Raw genomic sequence first — 22160 nt, 5'->3', positions numbered from 1 at the left:
GCGGTAGAAGCGGTAGAAGCGGTAGAAGCGGTAGAAGCTGAAATTGTCAGTTTGTTGGAAGAAATTTTTGCACATGCGACGGTAACGGCCGAAGAAGAGGAAGCTGAGAAAGACACGACCGAGAAGGAGGCATCCGTGAAAGTAGTGCTTCATCCCACTCCGGAATCGCCCGTGGGCGAAGCCGCTTTTGCGGATTTGCGTACGCAGACAACGCTCACCATCCGTGTAGACGAGGACGAGATTGAAGACGGCGATCCTCTTGCACCGATCTCTGCACGTGTTGTGCAAGATGTGTTGGGGCATGATGAATTGAATGCGACAAATCTTCACACTGTGAAACTGGAGAGCGGAGCGAATTTGCCTGTCCACGGCGATGTACCAACCCTATTCGTTGCTGCTGCGCCGCCGAACGCATTACCTGAAGCGGCGGTGGAAACTCGAAGTGAGGATTTTGTGGAAGTCTCGTATGGGAACGACGCTGTACGCGAAGAAATCGCATCCGAACCTTTGCAAGCTTTTGGCGCCGATCAAGCTCCTTTGGAGACGGAGTCTGTGAACCGGCGATTGAAAATGCCAGAAGAAGAACCGGAAGCGGAACCCTACATCCTTGAGTGGACGGCGGACATTGGCCATCTGCTGCGCGAGAAGGCGGAGGAGTTTGCCATGCTCGGCTATGGCATGGTGCAGCCAGAAGATTTGTGGGATTATTTTCAATCCTTATCTAAATCCAAGCGGCCCACGTCGTTTCACGCGCTTGTCAATCGCATTCTATGTTTGCAACCGCACGTCTACATGACGTATACGATGAAAAATGCATTCAAGGTTGGGCATGTCGAGGATTATCGCGACATCTTGCCCCATTGAATCGCGGTAGACGATACACTATACTGCCCATATTGCGCGTTTCGGGAGGACATCATGATTAAGTGGGGCCGTTTCACCACCTGGATTCTTATTGTAATCATCATTTTCGGGCTGACCTTTAGCGTTGGTCCAAAACTTTTTAGCAAAATACCGCTCGGATTGGATTTGCAGGGCGGATTTGACGTGCTCTATCAAATTGGGAATGGTCAGAACATCACGGCAGCCGATCTGAATTCAACAATTTCGGCGCTCACCAACCGCGTGAACACCCTAGGGGTCGCCGATCCGCTCATCGAGGTGGACAATGGGAACCGCGTGCGCGTTGAATTGGCTGGTGTGTTCAATCAGACGTCTGCGCGCCAGTTTCTCTCCGCCGAGGCGAACCTGCAGTTCAAATCGGCCTCCGGAAAGGTTCTGATGACAGGAAAAGATTTGATGAACAATGCGGCGTACGAGTCGGACCCTACATATGGATACCCGGACGTTTCTCTCCAGTTTAAAAACCCTGCGCTCCTCGCGTCCGTCACGAAGGCGTATCTTGGCAAGCCAATGGAGATTTGGCTAAACGGCAAGATGATTCAAAACGCGACGATTCAGTCTGTGATCACGAACGGCAAAGCGGTCATCTCAAACATGCCGTCCGTTCAATACGCGATCAATCTAGCGAATCTGCTTAACGCAGGCGCCTTGCCGCTCCCTTTGCATGAACTTTCTTCCTCATCGGTCGGACCGACGCTCGGCCGCGCGGCGCTTCACGCGACACTGCTTGCCGGGGCGCTCGCGATTCTTCTCATCTTTCTCTTTATGCTGTTCATGTACAGGATCGCAGGACTTGTCGCAGTCATCGCGCTCGTGGCATACAGTCTGCTTTTGCTCGGCGTGTTTGCAGGTTTTCCGATTACGCTTACACTGACAGGACTCGCGGCGCTTGTGCTCGGAATTGGCATGGCGGTTGACGCGAACATCATCACGTATGAGCGGATCAAAGATGAATTGCGCAACGGAAAGTCGCTGCAATCCTCGGTCGTGTCTGGACAGCGCAAAGCGCTGCGCACGATTCTCGACTCGAACGTCACAACGCTCATTGCTGGTATTGTGATGTACGGTTATGGGACAGGCTCCGTGCGCGGGTTTGCCGTTGCGTTGATCGCCTCCATTATCGTCAGCCTCATCACGGCAGTCTTTCTAAGCAGATCACTGCTGATGCTCCTTACGCGTACTAACCTCATCAAAAATCCATGGCTCTATGGCGCAAGGACAAAGGAGGTGGCGAAGCGATGAGGTTTGACATCGTTCGTCGAAGAAAGTGGTTTTTCTTATTATCCGGTGCGATCACCGTCGCTGGACTGATTGTCACACTCGTGTTTGGGCTCAACCTAGGCACGGATTTTAAGGCGGGTTCCCGCGTACAAGTGCAGTTTACGCAGACGTTTCACACGAGCGCGATCGCGGGCGCCTTTGCGAAAGCGAATCTGCCACTCGGGGCAAGTGCGATCACCACCGCTGGAACACAAAACAGCATGGCGGTTATCCGCCTTGGTTATGAGTTGAATGCCCAACAAGAAAACACGCTCAATCACATTTTAAAGTCGAGCTTTCCAGGGTACGTGGGAACGCAGTACGACTCCGTTTCTCCGATCATTGCGCAGGAGCAGTCGCAAACTGCGGTGTGGGCGATTGTTTTCGCATCCATCGGAATTGTTGTGTACGTGGCGCTGCGGTTTGAGTATCGCTTTGCCATCGCTGGCATCATCGCGCTCTTGCACGACGCGTTTATCGTCATCTCGGTGTTTGCGCTGTTGCGCATTCCTGTAGACCTCCCCTTTATCGCGGCGGTGCTTACGATCGTCGGCTACTCGATCAATGACACGATCGTCATTTTTGATCGCATTCGAGAGAATCTGAAAGGCGCCAAGCTAAAGAGCCTCGCCGATCTGGAACAATTGGTCGATCACTCGCTCTGGCAGACGATGACCCGCTCGATCAATACGGTATTGACCGTTCTTTTTGCTGCGATCATGCTTTATTTCTTTGGCGGAGATCCGATTCACAATTTCTGCTTCGCGCTACTGGTCGGTTTGATTAGCGGGGCGTACTCGTCAATTTTCATCGCAAGCCCCATTTGGGTTGTATGGCGCTCGCGCTCGCTGCGCCGTGAGCAAAAAGCTGCTTGATTGTGCGCAATTTACCGGTTAACAACGGATCGCCGTTGCTAGCCGGTTCTTTTTTCGGCGGAAAGAGGCATCCTAGAGGAGGGGGGATGAACAGTGGATAAACCTGCACAACGCCAGGCGTATGTAAGCCTTGTCGTCAATATCGCACTCACGCTCGTAAAGTCATTTTTCGGGTTCGCGGCACACTCTGAGGCGTTGATCGCTGACGCGGCACACAGTGCGAGCGATGTGGCAGGTTCGATCGCCGTGCTCATCGGTGTGCAAGTCGCGCGCAGACCTGCCGATAATGACCATCCCTACGGTCACGGGAAGGCAGAGGTGATCGCAGCCAGTTTGGTTGCCATCCTGCTCATCTTGGCGGGCCTTGAGGTCGTCTATACCTCTGTGCGCACCTTCTTTCTTCCTTTGAGCGCCCCAAGCTCCGTCGCACTGTATGTCGCGCTCGCCGCAGCGCTCGTCAAAGAGGTGCTCTATCGCGTGCAGATGAAACTCGGCCAGCGAGATCACTCGCCAGCGCTCATCGCTGGCGCAAAGGATCACCGCGCCGATGTGTGGTCGTCCCTTTTTGCCGCGCTTGGCATCGCTGTCGCGCTGCTTGGTGAGTGGCTGCACCATCCGCTTTTGGAGTTGGCAGACCCGATCGCGGGGCTTTTTGTGGCGCTCGTCGTTGTGCGCATGGGCTATCAACTGGCGGCGGAATCTTACAAGCTGCTGCTTGACGAGGTGCTCGATGAGCGGGCGACAGAAGGGATGATTTCGTCTGCGCGCACGGTGGACGGTGTACTGCGCGTCGATGATCTACGCGTCAGAAAGTCGGGACCCTACGGAATTGCTGAGGTACGCATCAGTGTCGATCCGACGATCACCGTCTTGCAGGGGCATGCCATCGGACATCGCGTGAAAGATCGACTTTTAGAAAAACATGAAGAACTGCGCGATGTGCTAATCCATATCAATCCCTATAACGAGCGACCGCCCCACTAGGCAAATGGCTGCAATTGCGAGAGCGGATGCGGGATGCGTATAATGAAGGTATACGTTAACCAACATTGAGGTGCCAAAATCATTGAACTTAAAAGAGTATGTTCGCGTCATCGAAGACTTTCCAGAACCGGGAATTCGCTTTAAAGACATCACCACCCTTTTGCGAGATAAAGCCGCGTTTCGCTATGCGATTGACCAATTGGCTGAGCGTGCACAAGGACTCAAGATCGATCACGTCGTGGGGCCTGAGGCGCGCGGTTTTGTGATTGGCGCACCACTTGCCTATGCGCTTGGTGTGGGATTTGTCCCTATTCGAAAGCCGGGCAAACTGCCTTCAGAAACGCTCAATCGAACCTATGACCTAGAGTATGGAAAAGACGGTCTTGAAATTCACAAGGATGCGATTGTACCGGGTGAACGCGTCCTGATCGTCGATGATCTGCTCGCAACAGGGGGAACGATTCGCACGACAATCGAGCTCGTTTCGCAGTTGCAAGGTACGGTGGTCGGACTCGCATTTCTTATTGAACTGGGCTATCTCAAAGGTAGAGATACCTTAGAGGGGTACCCGATTCAAACGCTCATAACGTACGCGTAGGAGTTGGAATGGATGAGCTCGGAGATTGAGCTTGAAGCATCTGATGCGTCCTCGCCTGTCACATCGCTTTTTGAGAAGGCACCGTATCTGAACGAGGCGGAGCGCGCGCTGCTTACGCGTGCGTATTACTATGCCGCACTCCATCACGATGGACAAAAGCGGAGTTCGGGCGCGGATTATATCACGCATCCGCTCGCCGTGGCAGAAATCTTGGCAGATCTTCATCTCGACGCGCGCACACTTGCGGCGGCGCTCCTTCATGATGTAGTGGAAGACACGAAGGTCACAGATGAAGAGCTTGCCAATCAGTTTGGCGGTGAGATTCGCAGCCTTGTCGACGGTGTGACAAAGCTCAAACGGCTGCGTTTTGAAAGCCGTGAACAACAACAAGCGGAAAACTTGCGAAAGATGTTTTTGGCGATGGCAAAAGATGTTCGCGTCGCGCTCATTCGGCTCGCCGATCGCCTTCACAATATGCGCACGCTGAAGTATCGGCCTCCAGAGAAGCAACGCAAAACGGCCGAAGAGACGCTCGAAATCTTCGCACCGCTCGCGCATCGTCTCGGACTTTCCACGATTAAGTGGGAGCTCGAAGACATTTCGCTCCGCTATCTTGATCCAAGCTATTACTACAGAATTGCGCATTTTATGGACAAGAAGCGCGAGGCGCGCGAGACGTATGTACAAAAGGTGATCGACGACTTGCGCTCAAAGCTTGTCGAACTCTCTGTTCACGCAGATCTCGGTGGTCGCGCGAAACATATCTATAGCATTTATCGCAAGATGACCGAACTTCATAAAGAATTCAACGAGATCTATGATTTGTTCGCTGTGCGCGTCATTGTTGATTCGGTCAAAGACTGTTACGCCGTGCTCGGCATTGTTCACACCATGTGGAAACCCGTTCCGGGGCGATTTAAGGATTATATTGCAATGCCAAAGGCTAATCTCTACCAGAGCCTGCACACGACGGTGATTGGACCAAACGGCGAACCCGTGGAGATTCAGATCCGCACGTGGGAGATGCACCGCACGGCAGAGTATGGGATTGCGGCGCACTGGATCTACAAAGAACAAGGGTATGCAGAGAAAGCGTCAGATAAAGTGCATGACAAAGTTCCTGCGGAAAAAACGTCGACGGAAAAGGGGAAAGACAGCACACGCGTCGATCCGAACGATCCGAGCGGGTCGATTGCGCAAAAATTGGCCTGGTTTCGCGAGATGGTGGAGTGGCAACAGGATTTTCGCGATGCGCAGGAGTTTATGGAAACGCTGAAAGTTGATCTGTTCTCGGATGAGGTATTCGTTTTTACTCCGAAAGGACAGGTGATCGAACTCCCGGCAGGGTCTTGTCCGATCGACTTTGCGTATCGCATTCACACCGATGTGGGGAACCGCTGTGTCGGCGCAAAAGTGAACGGGCGCATTGTCACCCTTGACACGCGACTTCGCACGGGAGATATCGTCGAGATCCTCACATCAAAGCTGTCGTACGGCCCAAGCCAGGACTGGTTGAAAATCGCGCAATCCTCTCAGGCGCGCGCAAAGATTCGCATGTGGTTCAAGCGGGAGCGGCGCGATGAGAATGTGGAAAAGGGGCGAGAACTTCTTGAGCGGGAGATCGCCAAGCACAAGCTCGATCCGCATACGGTGATCGCGACACATCTCAGTGAAGCGATGACAAAGTTCAATTTTTCTAAACCGGATGATCTCTTTGCGGCAGTCGGCCACGGCGCACTGTCTGCGACGCAAATCATGACGCGCATTCTCGATCGCATGCGTAAAGAGGAAGCGATCATCGATTCGATCGGGGAACTCCCTGTCACACCGCTTGTCGCAGACCGCGAGCGTGAACAAAAAAAGCGCGTTCAGTCGAAAACGCCGATCGGCGTGCACGTTCGTGGAATCGACAATCTTTTAATACGTTTTTCAAAATGTTGCAATCCGGTTCCCGGAGATGAGATTGTAGGGTTTGTGACGCGTGGGCGCGGGGTTTCGGTGCATCGCACCGATTGTCCAAACGTACTCGCGATGGTGGAAGAAGGAAATCGCATCATTGAAGTCGAGTGGGACGTTACGTCCAGTCAGGCTTACAATGTGGATATTGAAGTGACGGCGCTCGATCGCCGCGGATTGATCAATGAAGTGATGAATGCTGTGGTCGAGACGCGCACAGATATCACTGCGGTGACAGGAAAAGCGGATTCGCGAAAGATGGCAACGATCCACTTGAGCATTGCGATTCGCAACACAGAACATCTCAAAGCGGTCGTCGACCGTATTAAACGTGTCAAAGATATTTATGCGGTGCGGCGTGTCATTCAATAAAACCGTTCGCAAGCGCGAATGTGCACAGAGAAAGTTGAGCCTAGAGGGGAGTGATCGGACGAATGCGTGTGGTACTGCAGCGTGTGCGACGCGGGCGCGTTACGGTCGCGGGGCGAACGGTCGGAGAAATTGACCGCGGTGTTGTGCTTCTCGTTGGGTTTACGCACACGGATGCGGAACCTGATTTGACGTATCTTGCAGACAAAATTCTCAATCTCCGTATTTTTGAAGACCCTGACGGAAAGATGAATGACTCTTTGCTCGATGTGGGCGGCCACATTCTCTCCGTTTCGCAGTTCACCTTGTACGCTGACGCGCGTAAAGGTCGTCGCCCCAGTTTTATCGACGCGGCGCGACCGGAAAAGGCGTTGCCACTCTATGAACGTTTCAATGAATTGCTGGCTCAATCAGGCTTAATCGTGCGCACTGGTCAGTTCGGTGCGATGATGGATGTTGAACTCATCAATGACGGACCGGTGACGATCGTGCTTGACACGGCACACCTCTAACCTAAAAGCGTTCGCGCACACCCTCCGTAGTTTTTGAGAAACGCGCGAAGACGCAATCGCTGAGAGGAGCCTTATTCCATGCTCATTCAATCTTTTTCAATGAATGCTTTTGATACAAATACGTACATTGTAGGCGTACCCGGCGGTGATGTCCTGCTGATCGATCCGTCAAGCACGGACATGTCTCCTGTCTATGCGTATATTGCGCAGAATCAGTTGAATGTCACAGCGATCATCAATACGCATTGTCACATCGACCACGTCCTTGGCAATGACGACGCGCGCGAAACGTATGGCGTGGCGCTTTATACGCACGAAAATGAACTGCCCGTTTTGAAAGCGGCACCCGAGCGGGGAAAGGCATTTTTCGGAGTTACCGTCACCTGTCGGGAACCGGATCGCTACATAAAAAACGACGAGGAGATCAAAGTCGGGCCGTATCGCTTTACGGCTCTTCTCGTTCCGGGGCACAGCCCAGGCAGCTTATGCTTTTATGAACCGCGAGAAGGTGTACTGATCTCTGGCGACACCTTGTTTGCTGGCTCGATTGGACGAACGGACTTGCCTTACTCGAATCCGGCTGATTTGCAGCGCGCGCTTCGTGAGGTGTTATGGCCGCTCCCCGATGAGACGACCGTCTATCCCGGTCACGGCGTTGATACGACGATAGGTGAAGAGCGCCAAGTCAATCCTTTCTTCCAATTTGGGCGTGTATAACGGGCACCAGCCCGCTTTCTCCGGCGTATGGTGTAGAGGAAAGCGAGAAAGGGGAGACGCCTCGTGCAACGCAGCCGTATTGGTCATCTTCATGTAGAACTCGCCATGACAGATGAGTTGAGACAAAAACTGATGGAACTCGCGACTGGATCTGCCGAAACGGTCGTGATTCCCATGGCGATGATGCGCCATGTGCGCATACACCACCTGCAATCGGATGCAACGCGCGTGAGAGAGATGTTCTATCGTCGCATTGCAGTCGACCGTCTGGAGATCTCGTCTGGCAGCGGTCCGATGTAAGGCGTGATGTAAAATGGGAACCCGAAGCGGTCTGCGCGCTCCGGGTTTTTGCTTTGCTTGCGGAGAGTTTATAGTATAATGCATGGAATACGAGGGAGCAGGGAATAAGGGAGAGATCAGCGGTGGGAGACCGACGAGCACATACGTATAATTTTAATGCGGGGCCATCTGCGCTGCCGACAGAGGTCCTCGAAGAAGTGAAAGAGCATCTCGTCGATTTTCAGGGACACGGTCTCTCGATCATGGAGATGAGTCATCGCGGGAAAGTGTATGAAGATGTTCACGATCGCGCGATCAGCGATCTACGAGAACTGATGCAGATTTCAGATGAGCATGAGGTGCTCTTCCTTCAAGGTGGGGCGAGCTTGCAATTCGCGATGATACCGATGAATTTTCTCGCAAAGGATCAGCAAGCAGGTTTTTTGCTGACGGGATCTTGGTCGGAAAAGGCGGAGGAAGAGGCGCGCCGCTTCGGAAAGACGCGCATCGCCGCGAGCGCTAAAGAGGGAAACTATCAGCGTATTCCAAACCCCGGGGAAATCGTGTATGACGCAGCGGATGCGTATCTGCATGTCACAAGCAATAACACCATTTATGGAACGCAGTGGGCGACGCTGCCAGAAGGCAATGGCACGCCACTTGTCGCAGACATGTCGAGCGACATTCTCTCCCGTCAGGTAGATGTTTCAAAGTTTGCGATGATTTATGCAGGCGCTCAGAAGAACTTGGGTCCGTCCGGCGTCACGGTGGTGATTGCCAAAAAGGACTTTTTGGCACGCGCAGACAGAGACGTCCCTACAATGCTTCGCTACGAAACGCACGTGAAAAGTCGCTCGCTCTATAACACACCGCCGACGTTTGGCATTTATGTTCTATCGCTCGTGCTGCAGTGGGCAAAGAGACAGGGTAGCGTCGACGCACTCGCGCGCAACAATGCGGAAAAGGCCGCACTGATTTATGATGTGATCGATCGGAGCGAAGGGTTTTATCGCGGACACGCCGCACAAGATAGCCGCTCCCTCATGAATATTACGTTTCGCTTGCCTACGCCGGAACTCGAAAAGGCGTTTGTCGCTCGCTCCGTTCAGGAAGGATTCCTCGGACTCGCAGGGCATCGCTCGGTGGGTGGTTGCCGTGCCTCGACATATAACGCGGTTCCGCGTGCAGCGTCTGTCGCGTTATGCGACTTGATGCGCGATTTTGCGCAAAAGAACGGGTAAATCTTGTGTCAAGGTCAGGGAGAAGGAATCCGAAAGAGGCCACGATCTTCCTATGACCTTTTCGAATTAGACGCCTTGATCATAGAGTGGTTTGCGACTTGAGAATCCTTCTTCGATTCCATGCCAGAAGCGGATGCTCGGTTCGCCGTTTCGCCAACAGAGATAGCCGTCGCGTCCGCCTATTCTCGTGAGAAAATCGATGAGTCCTGCGTCAATGTCTTTAATGAAGATACTCTGCGCTTCGAGGTGGTCAATCTGCTGCCGCGCAGTGATCAGCATGAACTCGATTTCTGCCTCTTCTAAGAAAAATTCGTCTGGCGCAACCGATTTTATCTCCCGCTTTTTGCGTTCGATGGATAAGCGACGAATGGTGATTTCTTCGCGCGTTCGTTTTAATTCTGCAATCTGTTCGCGCAGCGCGGGAAGGAGGTCATTCGCTTCGCGCAAGCTGTAATAACGTTTTGTCACGGGTAACCTCCTGCGTCAAAAATCCTCACATCGCTTACGTGCGGCTTTGTTGCAACGTTAGTATACGGGACATGCCCTGCGCAATCCACACGCAGTCCCCATAAAGGTGGAATTTGTAAGTGGACGATACATGGCAAAAGAGATGGGCTGTCAACCTAGTCAAAGTTTTACCAGGTTTTGTGACGCGCCTGATCATCTACATCGTCAAGAAAAAGTATGTCGTCGGCGTCGTCGCTGTGGTCTTTAATGAAGAAGGTAAATGGCTTCTTCTGCACCACACGTATCGGAAAAAAGGGGCCTGGCGACTACCAGGCGGTTTAAAGGAACGCGGTGAATCACCGTATGAGACGGCTGTGCGCGAATTGCGCGAAGAGGCGGCAATCCGCGTAAAACCGCTCGCGATTCTCGCGGTCACAGAGGCGTATGCGACGCTTGACATCGCTGTTTTATGCGAGTTTGACGCGCAGGATCCGTTTGTCGCAAATGCAGAAGTGGACGACTTTCGTTTTCTGCCGCTCGCGGCACTTCCTGCTGACCTTCCGAAAGAACAACTCAACTTTCTTTCGGAAGCGCAGACGTGGCTTCAAGCAAGGCGCTGCGCAGAAGGTCAGGCCGAACGTCTGCTGGACACGTGACTTCGACGCTATAACCGCTGCTCGAAAACTCTGTGATGCGCATGGGTAGTTCGTGTCCTGCGATCGTTTTGATCGCTTCTGCGAGCGAATCAAGCGGGAGAGTGAGCGGAACCGAAAAGGTGAATTTTTGGTTCTCTTGACCGTGATGAACGATCACTGCCGAGACGATCACCGCCGCATTTGGCAGTTTTACTTCACGTCCATTGTCTTTGATGACCGTGTAGTACCAGTTCATGTCAACGACTACGCCCGTATACTCGACGGAGCTGAAAAAAGAAGAGCGAAAGCTGATCTGCTGGCCGACTGAGAATGGGCGAAGCGTAAGCAAGAGTAGCCCGGCAAACAGATTGGACAAGGTAGACTGTGCCGCAATTCCTAAAATGACACCCGTCAGTGCGCCGCCAACCAATAGACTGCGTACGTCAATGCTAAACGTGTTGAGCGCTACGAGCAGAACGATCGTATAGCCGATAAAGCGAATGATCCGCGCGGCAATCAGCAGTGGACGCTGTTCAATGGCGCGCGCCGTTCCCCCCGTGCCGGGGCCGTGTTGGGCGCGAAACATATCGTGTGGACCGATGCGGCGGATCAGCCAGATTCCGATAAGGCTAAAGAGGATTGCGATACCGTATTTTAAGAGATGGTGGTACCATATCGCCATGGGAAGCTGCGCGAAAAATCCACTCGCCACGTTTGTGAGCAGCGCCACAAAGAGAAGCAGAATGCCGTTTGCCAACACGGAGCGCCAGAGTGAGTAAGGCATGATGTCCCTCCTTGAGGCAATCCGTTTCTCTCATCATACCAAACAACAAGGGTGCATTTCGAATCTTGTCTCGAAGGGGGATCCACTTGACGCGCTCGATTCGCACGGTTCTTTTGTATCACGAGACGGCGGTCATGCGCTATGTAGAGGAGTTGTCCCGGCGCGCGCCTGATTTAAACGTGTTGACAGCTGTCAATCGCGAAGAAGCGCAAGCACTTCAGTCGCAGGCTGACTGCCTTTTTGCGTGGCGGTATCCGTTTGATTTGATCGTTGATGCCGCTGCTGATGAGCCGCTGCCTGCGTTTGTTCAATTGATGGGCGCGGGTGTAGAAGATGCCGCGCGTGCGGGAGTGCCAAAGCGGCTGCCTGTCGCACGCATCGTTGAACAGTTTGGTTCACCGATGGCAGAGTATGTGTTTCTCCATTTGCTCGCAGAGGTCAAGCGGTATGACGCGCAGCGTGACGCACAGATGCGTCACGCGTGGGAGCCAAAGCGCGGAGAAACCCTGAAGGGAATGACGCTTGGCGTGGCTGGGCTCGGTTCAATCGGACGCGAAATCGCGCGCCTGGCGCGCGCCTTTTCAATGCGAGTGCACGGACTCAGCCTTCGCCAATTGCCAATTGAGGGACTGGATCGTCAGTACGGGGCAGACGCCTGGCAGCCCTTTGTCGCGTCATGCGACGCCGTCGTGCTCGCTTTGCCACTCACGCCACAGACAGAGCGGGTGGTCGACGCGAACGTGCTCGCCGCGATGAAGCCTGGGAGTATCCTCATCAATGTGGGGCGCGGGAGTCTACTCGATGAAGACGCGCTGTTGACTGCACTCCACGAAACGCGATTGCGGCGCGTGATTCTCGATGTATTTGCGGTAGAACCCTTACCGCCTGACCATCCATTCTGGGCGCATCCACGCGTCACCGTCACGCCGCATGTTTCGGGTCCATCGCTTACGGAAGAGGTCGTCGGCGCGTTTCTCGAAAACGTCGCGCGGTATCGGGCAGGGAAGCCGCTTGCAGGTCTTGTGGATGTTGAGCTTGGCTATTGAGATGAACTTGGTTTTTGAGACGTTCTTCGCGGTGGCGGTGACGATGCTGCCAATAGAGTGTGATCAGCCAGATCAACACGAGTGTGACGCCACCTGCGATGATCCACTCGATCCAACGCTTGGAAAAGCCTAAGAAGATCAGCGCCGCGCCGAGGTCATACGGCATGATGCCGATTCCGGTCGTGACGAGGTATGCGAGCAGGTGAACCTCGGGCAGCATGGCGCTCGCATAATTCAGGACGACAAACGGAATGAGCGGGATAATGCGGGCCATCAGGAGTCCGATGGCCCCGTGCCGTTTCACCATGTCGCTGAGCTTGTGCAGATGCTTTTCCGGTACGAAACGCCGCGCAAAAGACTCGCCCAGGCGCTTTGCGATCAAATAGGTAACCCACGCTCCAAGCATCGCCCCAAGCCAGACCCACAGAATGCCCCACCAGACCCCAAACACCTGCATGTCGATGACCATCAGAAATTCTGCCGGAAATGGGATGATGCACAGAAGCGCCATGAGGATGACGGCGGCAATCGGTCCCAAGGCTCCTGCGTGACGAATGAACGGCGAGACGTCATGTTGGTAGCGGTAGTAAAGGAAGACGGATACAATTCCGAGCGCAAGGGTGCCGATTGTCCAACCTATACTTGTCCCGCGTTTTTGTCTTGTGGTAGCTTTCACCATAAAATCGCCTCTCTTGCGTGTGAACCGTTGTTTACGCGATACAGCCATGTGTGCATAGGTTTCCCTTTGTGCGCAAAAACTTGCGTGAGGAGGGATATGATGATACACCCAGGGTGGCTTTCGCTGTTGCCGTTTGCGGTTGTGATACCGGTGAGTATGATCACGCGACAGGTGATTCCAGGGCTTGTCGCGGGACTTCTTACGGGTGCATTTTTGCAGACGAAATCCCTTTTTCACGCGTTTGATCAAGCGCTCTCCGATCTTTATCAAGAAATGCAGGTTACTGGAAATCTCCATCTGGTCGTGTTTCTCTATCTCTTTGGCGTTCTTGTTGGACTCATTCGAATTACAGGCGGTGTTCACGGCATCGCAGCGTGGCTTGAACCGCGCATTCGCACGGCGCGCTCTGCGTACGCGATCACATGGCTCTCTAGTTTGGCAACCTTTATGGCGCCTGACTTTCGCATCATCACCGTTGCGCCGATCATGAAGGAAGTCGGACGCCGACTCGGCATTAAACCTTACGATCTCGCCTATGCGATCGACGTAACCTCAACACCGCTCATCAGTCTCGTCCCAATTGGAACGGCGTTTGTCGGCTATATGGTGGGGCTGCTCGCCGTTTCCCTCAAGCATGTAGGCGTTGCAACAAATGCCTATCCATTTTTTCTTGCGAGTTTGCCGTTTAATTTTTTTGCGGTCATCATCCTTATTGCAGGTGCGCTGCGCAGCTTTCAAACGCGCCACAGTGCGCGCGCAGTCCTTTCTGATGAAGGGGACACGCGTTCTGCTTCGCCTGTCGTATCAGGGATTCCTGACGCGGTGACAACCATTTCAGCTGAAGACCCGCAGGAGCCGCTTGATGTGTGGAGTGAGCGGGCAACACCATCTGCCCTGCACTTGGTAATTCCCATTGCCCTTTTGTTGTTTCTCACGATCGGTTTGACCTATTTGAATGGCAGTGCGCCACAGCGGAGTGTTCTTCAGGCGTTTTTGCATGCGGATGCGGCAAAAGCGATGATTACCGCAATCTTTATCACGGTCCTGCTCTCCCTGGTTTTCTATCTGTTTCGAAAGCAGGAGATCGGTCGCCTGATGGTTGGGGCGATGTCCGGAGGCAACGAGATGATGCCAGTCATCGTTCTATTGCTGCTCGTTTGGGCGGTGTCGTACGTGTCAACGCAACTCGGGTTTTCTCTCTACATCACAAAGGTGGTGGGGCACCTCATCCCTAAGATGCTGATTGCACCGTCCATCTTCATCCTCGGCTCGATCCTCTCCTATTTCATTGGTTCATCCTTTGGCACATGGGGTATCATGATGCCGCTTGGATTCACGCTTGGCATCGCGATGCACGCTTCGCTGCCGCTGATTGCAGGCGCCGTGTTTGCAGGTGGTACACTGGGTGGTTTTGCGTCACCGCTTAGTGACAATACGGTTGCGATGGCGACCGTGATGAAGCTGCCTGTCATGAAACTCGCGCGATCGCTGCTACGCTCCACAGCGATTGCAGGCGCTATCTCGGCAGTGCTCTACGGGGTTGCCGGGATGTTTGCCTGAACCCTAGGAATACTGCGCGAGAAAAAGAAAGAAGCTGTCGCGGCGCACGAGCGTAGCGACAGCTTCTTTGTAAACGTGGCGGGTGTAGCACATTTTTTTAGAACATCCGTTTCACGGCAGAGATGTGATGATACCAGTAGGATGTGGGCGTGAGCGGGAGGTATCCGCATTTTCCGAGTCCGCCACCCTCTTGGATCATCTGCCCATTTCCAATGAAAATACCGACATGCGCGCCGCTATCAAACGCGATCAGGTCGCCAGGACGCATCGAACTCAGAGGAACTTTGACGCCAACGTACAGAAACTGACCTTTGCTTGATGTTGTCATGAGGTAGCCGAGCGCGTGGTGAAACACGTATTCCGTGTAATTGCTGCAGTCAAAACCGTACTGACCGCGATCTTCGTTGTGTCCCCAAATGTAGGGGGTGCCGAGTTTACTCTCTGCGACAGATTCGATCGCTGCGAGTTTTGCAGAATAGGAGGCGTTAACGCCAGCACCTGGGACGATGCTCGGATCAAGGTGCACGCCAGGTGGTGGAATTGGGATAGAACTTGTAGCAACGCTCGTTGATCCACTCGGTGTTGTCGCAGTGGAGCCAGAAGTGGCTGCTGTGTTGCCTGGTGTTGTCGCAGTGGAGCCAGAAGTGGCTGCTGTGTTGCCTGGTGTTGTCGCAGTTGAACCGCTTTTGGCGTTACCAGTGCCTCCGGTCGCACCCTTTTGGCTATGCGCCCCAGACGTAGATCCATACGGATCGCGGTAGTGATGCGCTCCATAACGTTGGTAACCGTGCGGATTCCAGGAACGATACGCGCGATTCATACCGTAACCGCCGTACGCTCCGAGCGCATCTGCACTTGTTTGGCCGGACGGGGCAAAACTGCTGACACCGCTGTGAAGTGGGTTGCTTGGAACAGGGATTTGCGCAATCATCTCAAACGAGCGATGCGGCGCAAGACTACCCTTTGTGAGATGAAGCGCGCCCCCTGCGTTTACGGTGGGCTGATCGTTGCGGGCGTTTGCTATCTGGCGATAGCGTTCGGGTGATTCTTCATTCAAAACGACGACATGGGATACTTTGGATGTCGAGTACTGTGATGTCGCGAAGTTGATCACACCGTCAATGGAAGCCATATCTAAGGTGTGCTCACTGCCGAGTGAGTGATACGTGGCAACCGATAATGGGCCGTGAGGAATGCGTTTGGTATAAATGTAGACGGTTTGCGAAGGGGAGTCGTAGTGCGTTTGATACACGTGATACATGCGATGGCCTGTGTTTTGGCTTAGCGGCCGCGCAACGCGATCGGGAAGGGCACCTGAAGTAGACGCTGAGTACGAGCCACAGCCGGACAGACTAAGCCCCATGATGGCCGAGGCGGCGAGTAGTCCGCGTAGATATCTCCTGCGGTGAAGAATTGAAGGCAACCTAACCACCCCCACTTTGAATTTGCTATTATAGTGGGGTAAAGCAGGCTTTGTTATGCGTGGCGCACAAAGGTCGTGTGTGGAGGCCGTAACGACAGGCGTCAGGCGTTGCTCTCGCGCAGTTTGGCGACGTCTCCTGCAGATTTTAGGAAATTCCTATATTTTATGTACATAACGATGCGCCAAGGAAGAAGCATGCCAAACGCGAGGATGAAAAAGATTCCACCCGTCTGCGGAATCGTTATATACTTCTCAATGTATCCGTGAAGCGAAATGCGAATGACAAGCAATACCAGAAGAACCACGATAAAGGCGGGCGAGCGCTTGAGATAGATTTGCTCATCATGCCGCTCCAATTTGGACGTCGCGATGAGCGGGATGGAAAAGAGCACCCCGACGAGCAATGCCACGAGTGCATAGGCAAAAGGCACGCGTGTAATCGGTGCGACAAACATGAGGAATCCCGTGCTCATACCGATTGGCGGGATGAGGATTTTTTTGGCGTTCGTAGGTTTTCGCGCGGCGCGCAAGCGAATCACGATAACCGAGAGGGCGAACAGAATAATCACGATTGTACTGATCCATTGAGCCGTTTGTCCAGATAACAACACACATCGCTCCTCGTTTCATGAAGACACAGGGGATGCTTTCCCTGCAAGCCCATGATACTCCACGACTGCGATCAGTTTCAATGCGGATGATAGGGAGAGGGAGCGCAATGGAATCTTGGCGTGCAAATCTTTACATACTTTTAGGCGGGTCACTCGTCGCATCAGCCAGTTATTCGATGGTTATCCCCTTTCTTCCACTTTTTCTTGTGAAACTGGGGATTCACCACAATATTGGACTGTGGAGCGGAATTGTGTTTTCTTCGTCTTTTCTGGCGGGCGCGCTCATCTCTCCTGTGTGGGGTGCGCTCGCAGATCGCTACGGTCGGCGGCCCATGCTCATTCGCTCGGGCATCGCCCTCACCGTTCTCTATGCCGCGATGGCGTTTGTCAAAACGCCTGTCGAATTGCTCTTGATTCGCGTGCTCATGGGTCTTCTCAGCGGGTACATTCCGAGCGCCACAGCGCTCATTGGCAGCACGACACCGAAAGCGTCTGTTGGCTTTGCGCTGGCTAGCCTTTCCACAGCGACGGCGACCGGAAGCATCCTCGGACCGCTTTTTGGCGGGATCTTGAGTCACGCGTTTTCCTATCAGAATACGTTTCTAATCGCGGGTGCATCCGTTGCCATCTCGACCGTCCTCGCGATCATTTGGGTGCGTGAGCCAAATTTTGTCCCGTCAGAGAAAAAAATCAGCATCCTTGGCGATTTTTCGCTCGCCGTGAAGAATCGCGGATTGCTCACTGTGTTGATTGCCATGATGATCACATCGTTTGCGATCATGACCATCGAACCACTTTTGCCGCTCTATGTCATTCAATTGGGCGTCCCTGTGCAGAATGCGTCGCTTGATACAGGGATCGTATTCTCGGTCGCAGGGCTTTCAGGGATCGTATTCGGTCCGATCTGGGGCCGCTACGGGGATCGCAAAGGATTTCGCAGGACGCTTTTGATCGGGTTACTTGGCGGTTCACTCGGAAACATTGCGCAGATTTTTTTTCACAGTGTTTTTGGATTTGGCGCGATTCGTTTTTTTTACGGCATGTTTTTTTGCGCCGTTTATCCCGCATTGAACGCGCTGACAGTGGAAAAAACGGATGACGCGTTTCGCGGGAGAGCGTTTGGTATTTCCCAGACATTCAATCAGATGGGAACGCTCCTCGGACCGCTTATCGGTGGTTATGTCGGAGATCTCTTTCATATCGACACCGTGTTCATCATGACCGGGACGTTTCTCTTAATTGTCGCGATTTACGTTTTCTACGCGCGCAGTCTTCGCGCGTCGTCTGTGACAATCGCGTGACGGGCACGCGCGCGCTCTGAGTTGACCGACTGCCTGTGCTATAGTTAATTCGTATGAATCGGGTCTCATTGTGAAAAGAGGGAATTCAAGTGTCAACCATGCCATTTTTAGACGCATGCCGTTCGCAAAAGTCAACGCGCGTGCCCGTTTGGTATATGCGACAAGCAGGACGTTATCAACCGGAGTATCGTGAAATTCGAAAAAATTATAGTCTCCTCGAGATCTGTGAGCGGCCTGAGCTTTGTGCGCAGGTGACAAGTTTGCCAGTTGCCCAGCTCGGCGTCGATGCCGCGATTCTCTTTTCAGACATCATGGTGCCAGTAGGTCCGATGGGTGTGAATTTTGAGATCGTCGAGGGGCGCGGACCCGTTGTAGAGCATCCGCTTCGCACACGACAGGATGTGGATGCTCTCCACGGATTTGATGTTCACGAGGCACTCCCGCATGTTCTAGAAACGATTGAGCGCGTAAAGGATACCGTGGCTGTGCCACTCATCGGGTTTGCCGGTGCTCCGTTTACGCTCGCCAGCTATATGATTGAAGGGGGTCCATCGCGAGACTACCTGCACACGAAGGCGATGATGTATGGCGAGCCGGATGTTTTCGCAAACCTTATGGAGAAATTGTCCGAAATGGTGATTTATTATTTGCGTGCGCAGATCACTGCAGGCGCCGACGCGGTGCAAGTGTTTGACTCGTGGGCGGGAAGTCTTTCGCCAAAAGACTACGAAACGCACATTCTTCCACATATGCAACGCATTTTCCACGCATTGAGCGAAGAAGAAGCGCCGAGCATCTACTTCGGCGTGGGGACAGGTGAGCTTTTGCCGCAGTTTAAGACGCTAAAAGCGAATGTGATCGGGGTCGATTGGCGTGTCTCGATTCGCGCTGCCCGCGAACGGGTGTCGCAAGCGCATGCGATTCAAGGAAATCTCGATCCGGCGCTTTTGCTCGCGCCGTTTGACGTGCTCAAGGCGCGCGCAGCGGAAATTCTTACCGAAGGCATGGAGAAACCAGGTTTTATATTTAATCTAGGTCATGGCGTGTTTCCAACGGCATCGATGGACACGCTGCGGCGATTGACAGAGTTTGTTCACGAATTTAGCGAAGCGAGGTTGACCTCCTCATGAACAAGACGATCGGAATTCTGCTCATGGCGTACGGCACCCCGCGCAGCCTCGATGAAGTGGAGACGTACTACACGCATATTCGTCGGGGCAATAAACCGCCGCAACCCCTGCTCGATGAGTTGATTGGGCGTTATAAAGCGATTGGCGGTGTATCGCCACTCAATGAAATTACGGATGAACAGGCGCGAAAGCTAGAACAGACGCTGAATGTGAAAGATTCACGCTATAAAGTGTACATTGGAATGAAACACGCCGCGCCGTTTATCGCGGATGCGGTGAGGCGCATGGCGGCAGACGGAATTGAGAAGGCGGTCGGGATTGTCCTCGCGCCTCACTATTCAACGATGAGTGTAGGCGTCTATACAAAAGAAGCGCTGGAGGCGGCAGAAGAGGCTTTGATGAAGCTGCACTGCGTCTCCTCTTGGCATATGGAGGATGCGTTTCTTGACGCGCTCGAAGAGCGGCTAAGAGAGGCGCTTGAGAAGTTTTCAGAAGAAGAACGCCGCCAGTTGAAAGTCGTTTTTTCAGCGCACAGCTTGCCTGAGCGCATTCTGGCGCTTGGCGATCCATATCCTGAGCAGTTGCTCGAAACCAGTCGAGCGTTGGCGTCGCGATTATTGATTGACGATTGGCAGTTCGCTTGGCAGAGTGCTGGACGCACCGCCGAACCGTGGCTTGGTCCAGATCTGCTTGTGGTGATGGGTGAGTTGGCCGAGAAGGGATATCGCGCGATGCTGAGTTGCCCCATCGGGTTTGTCGCTGATCACTTGGAGGTCCTCTACGACCTCGATATCGAGGCGCAGCAGCACGCGTCACAAAAAGGGATTCACTTTGAGCGCACCGCCTCACTCAATGCAGATCAGCGCATGATTGATGCATTGGTTGCGGCCATTCATCGCGTTGAGCGCGAAATCAATCCTTCTGGTGCGCGATGAGCAGGCAGCGCGTCGCAGTCATCGGTGCTGGAATTACAGGGCTTACGGCCGCCTATCGCTTGATGAAGACAGGGCGCGTGGATGTCACCGTTTTTGAAGCGCGCGATCAGGTGGGGGGAACGCTTCGATCGGTCGAGAGCGAGCAGCACCTGTTTGAGCAGGGGCCAGACTCCTTTCTCGCGCGTAAGCGTGTGATGATTGATCTGTGCACGGAGCTTGGTCTGCGTGAACAGCTTGTCGGGACGGGGCCACTGGCGCGAAAGACATACCTCGTCTCGGATGGAGAATTATATCCCTTTCCAAAGGGTACATACATGGGCATTCCACTTACAAAAGAAGCATTCGAGCAGATTCCATTTTTGAGTGAGGAAGGAAAGCGACGCGCACTGCTCGATCTGACCATGGGGCCCGATCAGGATCGCGAGAATGATTCGATGGGAGAACTTCTCACCCGACGGCTTGGGCGCGAGGTGGTAGAGAAAATTGCGGAAGCGGTGCTTGCAGGGGTCCATGCGAGTCCGATTGACCGTTTGAGTGTGGCGGCGACGTATCCAGAGTTCAAAGAGGCTGTGCGCCGTGGGAGTCTGCTGCGCGGATTGCAAGATTTTGTTGCCGAACGCCAAAATGTTGTGCAGGATGATGACCTGCCAAAAACGGCATTTCTCACGTTGCGCAGTGGATTATCAAAGCTCGCGGCGGCGCTGCTTCAAGCGCTTCACGCGCAGGGGGTCACTGTACATACGGGTTGCGTAGTCACTTCGGTCGAGAATTCTATGCGTGAAGTGATCGTACACGCGGAGGGATGCGAGTTCTCCTGTGATGCAGTTGTGATGGCAGTCCCTGCGCACCGCGCCTGTACACTTGTCAATGACGAAGGCGTCAGGCAGACGCTGGAGGCGTTTCGTTACGCGTCTGTCGCAACGGTGGCACTGGCTTATCGCCCGCGTGATTTTTTGTTTCAGTTGGATGGGTCGGGGTTTGTCGTACCGCGAAGAGAGGGATCTGACGTTACTGCGTGTACTTTTGTCTCGTCGAAATGGCCGCACATGGCCGATGAGGATGTTGTGACACTGCGCGCGTTTGTGGGCCGCGCAGAAGCGGATGGAATCGTTGACGCACCTGATGAGGAAATCATCGCGCGCGTGCGCGGTGATTTGGCGCATTGGCTTAAGGCAGATCCTGAACCGATCTTTTCTCTTGTCACACGCTGGAAAAAAGGAATGCCACAGTATGAAGTGGGACACCTCACGCGCGTGGCAGCACTGACGGAAGCAGCCCGGCGCGCGTATCCGCGCGTGATTTTTTCAGGCGCGGCGTATCGCGGTGTTGGCCTTCCGGACTGTGTGGCTGATGGGATGGAGGCGGCGCAATCTATCCTTGAGGCGCTATCCTCGTAATTAAAGTTGCTCAACCAATTGCTCTGGACTTAGAATGGCAATCAGATCTTTGCTGTGTTGAAGAACCCCTGAAATGACTTCGGGTTGTCCTTCTTGTGCTCGAATGTCTTCTACATTTACATCCAGAACGTCGAGCGCTTCGTCGATCAGGAATGCTGTATCTGCAAGAATGAGCAGTCGGGATTCTTCGGTCTGCTCGCATTTTTCCATGGAAAACACAGTGTGCAAATCAGAAACGGACGTCACAACGCCCCTTAGATTCATAATGCCGAGTACATGGGGTGGCGAACAAGGAACAGCGCGAATTTTCGCCAATCGCTCTATTGAGCGCACTGCATCGACCGGTAGACCGTAAACTTCTGTTCCGAGTCGAAAGGTGACGCATTTCATGCATATCCCTCCTAGATCTGAAATGTTGTCGATTGTTCATGCAGTGATTGAGCGTGAGAAGAGAGTGCGGTGCTCGTCGCGGCAATCTCTTCCATGGCGGCTGTTTGTTCTTGCGCTGTGGCCGAGAC

23 protein-coding genes are annotated in these 22160 nt (G+C 53.5%); 17 read left to right on the top strand and 6 right to left on the bottom strand.

Going from position 1 to position 22160, the window contains the following annotated elements:
- The 10 genes from AYW79_RS16125 to serC all read left to right on the top strand — a co-directional run.
- The coding region (locus AYW79_RS16125; protein ID WP_082864661.1) for a post-transcriptional regulator at nucleotides 1-864 on the top strand (864 nt) is incomplete at its 5' end.
- Nucleotides 865-918: 54 nt separating this feature from the next.
- Nucleotides 919-2145 carry a protein translocase subunit SecD gene (secD, locus tag AYW79_RS11520; protein ID WP_067953053.1) on the top strand — a complete coding sequence of 409 codons (1227 nt, stop codon included), beginning with the start codon at nucleotides 919-921 and terminating at the stop codon, nucleotides 2143-2145.
- Nucleotides 2142-3038 carry a protein translocase subunit SecF gene (secF, locus tag AYW79_RS11515; RefSeq protein ID WP_067565956.1) on the top strand — a complete coding sequence of 299 codons (897 nt, stop codon included), beginning with the start codon at nucleotides 2142-2144 and terminating at the stop codon, nucleotides 3036-3038. The genes secD and secF overlap by 4 nt, the downstream gene beginning before the upstream one ends.
- 93 nt (nucleotides 3039-3131) lie before the next feature.
- Nucleotides 3132-4022, top strand: a complete 891-nt coding sequence (locus AYW79_RS11510) for a cation diffusion facilitator family transporter (protein ID WP_067565954.1) — start codon at nucleotides 3132-3134, stop codon at nucleotides 4020-4022.
- Nucleotides 4023-4104: 82 nt separating this feature from the next.
- Complete coding sequence (locus tag AYW79_RS11505) at nucleotides 4105-4620, top strand: adenine phosphoribosyltransferase (RefSeq protein ID WP_067565951.1); 516 nt, start codon at nucleotides 4105-4107, stop codon at nucleotides 4618-4620.
- Nucleotides 4621-4632: 12 nt separating this feature from the next.
- On the top strand, nucleotides 4633-6948 hold the full coding sequence (locus AYW79_RS11500) for a RelA/SpoT family protein (protein WP_067565948.1): 2316 nt from the start codon (nucleotides 4633-4635) through the stop codon (nucleotides 6946-6948).
- A gap of 62 nt (nucleotides 6949-7010) precedes the next feature.
- Nucleotides 7011-7457 carry a D-aminoacyl-tRNA deacylase gene (gene dtd / locus AYW79_RS11495; protein ID WP_067565944.1) on the top strand — a complete coding sequence of 149 codons (447 nt, stop codon included), beginning with the start codon at nucleotides 7011-7013 and terminating at the stop codon, nucleotides 7455-7457.
- Nucleotides 7458-7535: 78 nt separating this feature from the next.
- A complete protein-coding gene (locus AYW79_RS11490; RefSeq protein ID WP_067565941.1) occupies nucleotides 7536-8174 on the top strand; it encodes an MBL fold metallo-hydrolase in 639 nt (212 codons plus the stop codon).
- Between the two features lie 63 nt (nucleotides 8175-8237).
- Nucleotides 8238-8474: a hypothetical protein gene (locus AYW79_RS11485; protein ID WP_067565938.1), complete on the top strand. Its 237-nt coding sequence runs from the start codon at nucleotides 8238-8240 to the stop codon at nucleotides 8472-8474.
- A 122-nt stretch (nucleotides 8475-8596) separates the two neighbouring features.
- Nucleotides 8597-9694 (top strand): 3-phosphoserine/phosphohydroxythreonine transaminase, encoded by a 1098-nt coding sequence (gene serC / locus AYW79_RS11480; RefSeq protein ID WP_067565935.1) that lies wholly within the window; start codon nucleotides 8597-8599, stop codon nucleotides 9692-9694.
- Nucleotides 9695-9760: 66 nt separating this feature from the next.
- On the opposite strand, the gene AYW79_RS11475 is transcribed toward serC, so the two are convergent.
- Nucleotides 9761-10162, bottom strand: a complete 402-nt coding sequence (locus AYW79_RS11475) for a DUF2203 domain-containing protein (protein ID WP_067565932.1) — start codon at nucleotides 10160-10162, stop codon at nucleotides 9761-9763.
- A gap of 119 nt (nucleotides 10163-10281) precedes the next feature.
- On the opposite strand from AYW79_RS11475, the gene AYW79_RS11470 reads away from it, so the two are divergent.
- Complete coding sequence (locus AYW79_RS11470) at nucleotides 10282-10797, top strand: NUDIX hydrolase (protein WP_067565929.1); 516 nt, start codon at nucleotides 10282-10284, stop codon at nucleotides 10795-10797.
- Here the strand turns inward: AYW79_RS11470 and AYW79_RS11465 are convergent.
- Nucleotides 10715-11560, bottom strand: coding sequence for a mechanosensitive ion channel family protein (locus tag AYW79_RS11465; RefSeq protein ID WP_067565926.1), 846 nt, complete (start codon nucleotides 11558-11560; stop codon nucleotides 10715-10717). The two genes, AYW79_RS11470 and AYW79_RS11465, sit on opposite strands and share 83 nt — an antisense overlap.
- An 86-nt stretch (nucleotides 11561-11646) precedes the next feature.
- On the opposite strand from AYW79_RS11465, the gene AYW79_RS11460 reads away from it, so the two are divergent.
- Nucleotides 11647-12606 carry a D-2-hydroxyacid dehydrogenase gene (locus AYW79_RS11460; RefSeq protein WP_067953051.1) on the top strand — a complete coding sequence of 320 codons (960 nt, stop codon included), beginning with the start codon at nucleotides 11647-11649 and terminating at the stop codon, nucleotides 12604-12606.
- Here AYW79_RS11460 and AYW79_RS11455 read toward each other — a convergent pair.
- A complete protein-coding gene (locus AYW79_RS11455) occupies nucleotides 12509-13285 on the bottom strand; it encodes a TVP38/TMEM64 family protein (protein ID WP_067953049.1) in 777 nt (258 codons plus the stop codon). The two genes, AYW79_RS11460 and AYW79_RS11455, sit on opposite strands and share 98 nt — an antisense overlap.
- A gap of 99 nt (nucleotides 13286-13384) precedes the next feature.
- On the opposite strand from AYW79_RS11455, the gene AYW79_RS11450 reads away from it, so the two are divergent.
- Nucleotides 13385-14845: a Na+/H+ antiporter NhaC family protein gene (locus AYW79_RS11450; protein ID WP_067953047.1), complete on the top strand. Its 1461-nt coding sequence runs from the start codon at nucleotides 13385-13387 to the stop codon at nucleotides 14843-14845.
- Between the two features lie 97 nt (nucleotides 14846-14942).
- Here the strand turns inward: AYW79_RS11450 and AYW79_RS16120 are convergent, their stop codons facing one another.
- Complete coding sequence (locus tag AYW79_RS16120; protein ID WP_231877819.1) at nucleotides 14943-16268, bottom strand: NlpC/P60 family protein; 1326 nt, start codon at nucleotides 16266-16268, stop codon at nucleotides 14943-14945.
- Between the two features lie 101 nt (nucleotides 16269-16369).
- Nucleotides 16370-16879: a CcdC family protein gene (locus AYW79_RS11440; protein WP_079290950.1), complete on the bottom strand. Its 510-nt coding sequence runs from the start codon at nucleotides 16877-16879 to the stop codon at nucleotides 16370-16372.
- Nucleotides 16880-16986: 107 nt separating this feature from the next.
- Here AYW79_RS11440 and AYW79_RS11435 point away from each other — a divergent pair, with 107 nt between their 5' ends.
- From AYW79_RS11435 to hemG, 4 genes are all read left to right on the top strand, one after another.
- Nucleotides 16987-18180, top strand: coding sequence for an MFS transporter (locus AYW79_RS11435; protein ID WP_067565917.1), 1194 nt, complete (start codon nucleotides 16987-16989; stop codon nucleotides 18178-18180).
- A 98-nt stretch (nucleotides 18181-18278) separates the two neighbouring features.
- Nucleotides 18279-19310 carry a uroporphyrinogen decarboxylase gene (gene hemE / locus AYW79_RS11430; RefSeq protein WP_067565959.1) on the top strand — a complete coding sequence of 344 codons (1032 nt, stop codon included), beginning with the start codon at nucleotides 18279-18281 and terminating at the stop codon, nucleotides 19308-19310.
- The gene (gene hemH / locus AYW79_RS11425; RefSeq protein WP_067565914.1) at nucleotides 19307-20245 is read left to right on the top strand and encodes a ferrochelatase; all 939 of its coding nucleotides are present in this window, start codon (nucleotides 19307-19309) and stop codon (nucleotides 20243-20245) included. Before hemE ends, hemH begins: the two co-directional genes overlap by 4 nt.
- Entirely contained in the window at nucleotides 20242-21642 is a 1401-nt protein-coding gene (gene hemG, locus AYW79_RS11420) for a protoporphyrinogen oxidase (protein WP_067565911.1), read from the top strand. The genes hemH and hemG overlap by 4 nt, the downstream gene beginning before the upstream one ends.
- Here hemG and AYW79_RS11415 read toward each other — a convergent pair whose 3' ends face one another.
- A complete protein-coding gene (locus AYW79_RS11415; protein WP_067565908.1) occupies nucleotides 21643-22032 on the bottom strand; it encodes a chemotaxis protein CheW in 390 nt (129 codons plus the stop codon).
- Between the last annotated feature and the right edge of the window lie 128 nt (nucleotides 22033-22160).

It is taken from the genome of Ferroacidibacillus organovorans (genome assembly GCF_001642725.1).
GTDB classification, from domain to species: Bacteria; Bacillota; Bacilli; order Alicyclobacillales; family SLC66; genus Ferroacidibacillus; species Ferroacidibacillus organovorans.
Note: the sequence above shows the minus strand (reverse complement) of the source record. Positions and strands in the feature narration are given on the sequence as shown.